Consider the following 3,764-nt stretch of genomic DNA (forward strand, 5'->3'; position numbering starts at 1 on the left):
AAGCGAAGATAATCCAAAACATCTGGTTATTTGTGTGAGGATAGAAACCGGTCTGTCTCTGCTGTCTGGGTTGTTATCAGAGCCCGTGAATGTATGGGCGTCTCTTTCCACCAGTGGCATGATGCGTGTGAATTTACCCCATACAAAAGGACGTTTGACAATCGCTATGGATGGGGATGATGCGGGTCGTAAAGCAGGTTTTACCTTAGCTGCGCGTGCTTATAGCCAAGACTTTGAGGTCTTTATCATGCAAGCTCCAAAAGGAATGGACTTTAATAACGTATTACTTTCTCAAAAGAGGGAACTATGAAAGAGTGTAATTTACAAAACAACAATGAAAATACCCCCGTCAATGATAATGCCTCTTTAAATGATAATGCTTGTTTAAAAGCCATTCCTTATGAAGTCGCCTTGCAACAAAATGGCTGGGGGGGAATTAAAACCGATTGATACGGCTCTTTTACCCGTCGAACCTTTTAATCCATTACAGCTCCCAATCCCATTCATGGACTATATTTATGACGTTTCAGAGCGTCAACAAGCCCCTCTCGATTTTATTGCTGTTTCTGCTCTGTGTGGTTTGGCGGCTGTCATTGGAAATGGCGTGCGGGTTGCTCCAAAACAACATGATGATTGGACAATTGTTCCTAATCTTTGGAGAGCTCTTATTGGACAATCGTCAACATATAAAACACCAGCAATGAAAGCCGCTTTAGCTCCTCTCTATGCCTTTCAAGAGGAATGGTATCAAGAATGGGTAAAGCAGAAAAAAAACCAAGAAACAAAAGATATTCTGATTGAATTAGACAAAAGAGAAAAGAAAAAACAAGCCTATAAAGCACTCAAAGATCAAGACGAGGAACAAGCCTTTGCTCTTCTTTCTCAAGCTCTTAAACACAAAGAAACTGATGATGATGAAACTTTTGTCAAACGACGTCTTATTGTCAATGATGTCACGGTCGAAAAGCTTGGGGAATTGTTAAAAGAAAACCCCCGTGGTCTGTTGTTGGTTCGTGATGAATTGTCTGGTTTTTTAACCAATTTAGAGAGAAAGGAATATCAAATAGACCGTTCTTTCTATTTAACAGCTTTCAATGGAGATGATCAATTTACCTATGACCGTATAGAGCGTGGAACCATTTTTATTCCCCATGTAACTTTATCAATGATTGGAGGCATTCAACCTTCACGAATTANCCGTGGAATAAACGATGACGGTTTATTACAACGGTTTCAAATGCTGGTGTGGCCCGATGAAAATCAAGAGTGGAAATTGGTTGATAGACCACCCAATCAAGAGGGTTGGCAAAAGTATGAAAGCGTTTTTCGCTCTTTTCGTGATAAACGATTAGGTTCTCCGGAACAGCCGCTGATCATGCGTTTTATACCAAAAGCACAAGAGAAATTTTATGAATGGCTAGAAAATTTTCATAGAGAGGCAAAAAGTGGTCATTTCTTCGAAAGCTTACAATCGCATGTTTTAAAAATGCCAAAGACCATAGCAAGTCTTGCGTTGATTTTTGAACTTCTTGATAGTGGGCGTTTTGAAATTGGACTCTATGCCATCACAACAGCATTGCGTTGGGAAAAATACCTGATAAGTCACGCAAAACGTCTTTATGCGGCGGGGGATAGATTAACAGCAGAGCGTGCAAAATTGATTGTCGAACGCTGTGATTGTTTACCCGATGTTTTTACGGCAAGGGATATCTATAGACGATGTTGGAGTTCTTTAAAAGATAAAGAAGCTGTGAAGCAAGCTTTAGAGCTTTTATGCCGTTGTAACTATATTCGTGAATTTCCTACAGAGGGGAATGAATTAGGTAGGCGTCCGGATAGACGTTATGAATGGAATCCTTTGGTCAAAAGCAACAGCATAAAACAATAAAGAAACCTCTTTTGAAGTCTTAAAAAAATCACGCAAAATTCTTTTTATAACATTCTCATCAAGTCGCTTTTCTCCAAAAGCAAATGATCTGAATGGCTTTGTAAAAGGAGTTTTGTCAGTTTTGTCAGTTAACTCTAGCCCCTATAGCATTTTTTTTAAATGGTAAAAAAATAAAATCAATATATTTCAATATGTTAGTATTTTAATGATACAACCTATATCGACAATACAACCATAAATTCAACTCATAATATATATTTGTCAGTTATCTGTCAGTAAATTGAACTGACACAAATGCCCTTTTCAATGATTCATAAAACGCTTCAAAATAATCATTATGATATTTTAAAAGAACCCATTGCACTTGTCTTGAATGATATGTGAAATAAATAGCAGATTTCACTATTTTACTGATCTAACCATGGGGTCATAGGCTGTGGATAAAGTGCCTTTTAAAACCCCTTTTGAAAAAATTTATCGGCTTTTTAGCATTTTTCTGCATTTTTTTCTCAATTCGTTCAAAATAGATTTAATAAGCTTCATTTCGATTCTTTTGAAGAGAATTAATCCTCTCATTCCAAAATGGAGTTCTGTTGTAATATGCTGCAATCTGTTAAGTCTGATAATGAACAAATCACGCTACGCTCTCTGTTGGAAGATTATCGCGATCAAGCAACTTCAAAAGCTCAACAGGGGAAAATTTTCGAAGATTTTGTTAGCAAATATCTTATGCATGACCCTCTCCATTATGGACGCTATGAAACGGTTGAAAGCTATTATAAATGGGCTAAAGAGCGTGACGATTGGAATAAAAATGATATCGGTATTGATCTGGTTGCCAAGCTTCGCAATCAAGAGGGCTATGTGGCTATTCAATGTAAGTTTTATAAAGCAGATCATCAGATCAGTAAAAAGGATATTGATAGCTTTATCGCTGCCTCTGGGAAAGAGATCTTTAAATATCGTCTTCTTGTTGATAGCACTGAAAGTGAATTAAGTGACAATGTGAATGCCATGATTAAAGGGCAAGCGATACCCGTTTATCGTATTGACCTTCGTCATATGGAAAACAGTCGTATAGATTGGCAAATATTTGCAACAAAACAAGAAGTTGTTCTGAAAGTTACAAAAGAACCTCGTCCCCATCAGAAAGAAGCTCTTGAGAAAGTCTGTGAAGGTTTAAAAGAAGCAGACCGTGGCAAGCTGATTATGGCATGTGGTACAGGCAAGACTTTTACAAGCCAGAAAATAGCAGAAACTCTCGCTGGAAAAGGCAAGCGTGTGTTGTTTTTGGTCCCTTCTCTTGCTTTAGTCTCACAAACAATCCGTGAATGGACACTGGACACACAAATTCCCTTGCGTTCCTTTGCGGTATGTTCAGATACAAAAGTAGGCAAGCGTCGTAAAAACCAAGATGACATTGTTGGCATGGAAACATCAGATCTTGTGCTGCCTGCTACAACAGATGCAAAAACCCTTGCCAAAGAAGCTTGTGAAAGCTTCGCAGAGGCAATGACGGTTATCTTTTCCACCTATCATTCCATTCAAGTGATTTCCGATGCTCAAAAGGAATATGGTTTATCCGAATTTGATCTGATCATTTGTGATGAAGCTCATAGAACCACTGGAAATTCATTAGGATCTGATGACAATGAATCTGAGTTTGTCAAAGTTCATGATAACAGCATTATTCGAGGCAAAAAACGTCTGTATATGACAGCAACACCTCGTATCTTTAGTGAGACTGCTAAAAGACGGGCTGATGAGATTAATGCCGTTCTGGCGTCCATGGATGATGAAGCGCTTTTTGGAAAACAACTCCATCATTATAGCTTCGCTGAAGCTGTCGAGAATGAACTTTTAACCCCTTACAAGA

Annotated in this window: 4 protein-coding genes; all 4 read left to right on the forward strand. The window is 38.3% G+C overall.

Annotation, left to right across the window (positions count from 1 at the left end):
• Window positions 1–310: toprim domain-containing protein (locus ABD909_RS05570; RefSeq protein WP_345096978.1), on the forward strand; the 310-nt coding region annotated here is incomplete at its 5' end.
• A complete protein-coding gene (locus tag ABD909_RS05575) occupies window positions 307–450 on the forward strand; it encodes a hypothetical protein (RefSeq protein ID WP_345096979.1) in 144 nt (47 codons plus the stop codon). The genes ABD909_RS05570 and ABD909_RS05575, both read left to right, overlap by 4 nt.
• Window positions 451–505: 55 nt before the next feature.
• Window positions 506–1,888, forward strand: coding sequence for a YfjI family protein (locus ABD909_RS05580; protein ID WP_425547947.1), 1,383 nt, complete (start codon window positions 506–508; stop codon window positions 1,886–1,888).
• Between the two features lie 600 nt (window positions 1,889–2,488).
• Window positions 2,489–3,764, forward strand: a 1,276-nt coding sequence (locus ABD909_RS05585) for a restriction endonuclease (RefSeq protein WP_345096981.1), incomplete at its 3' end; no start/stop codon positions are given.

This window comes from Bartonella acomydis (genome assembly GCF_039543025.1).
GTDB classification, from domain to species: Bacteria; Pseudomonadota; Alphaproteobacteria; order Rhizobiales; family Rhizobiaceae; genus Bartonella; species Bartonella acomydis.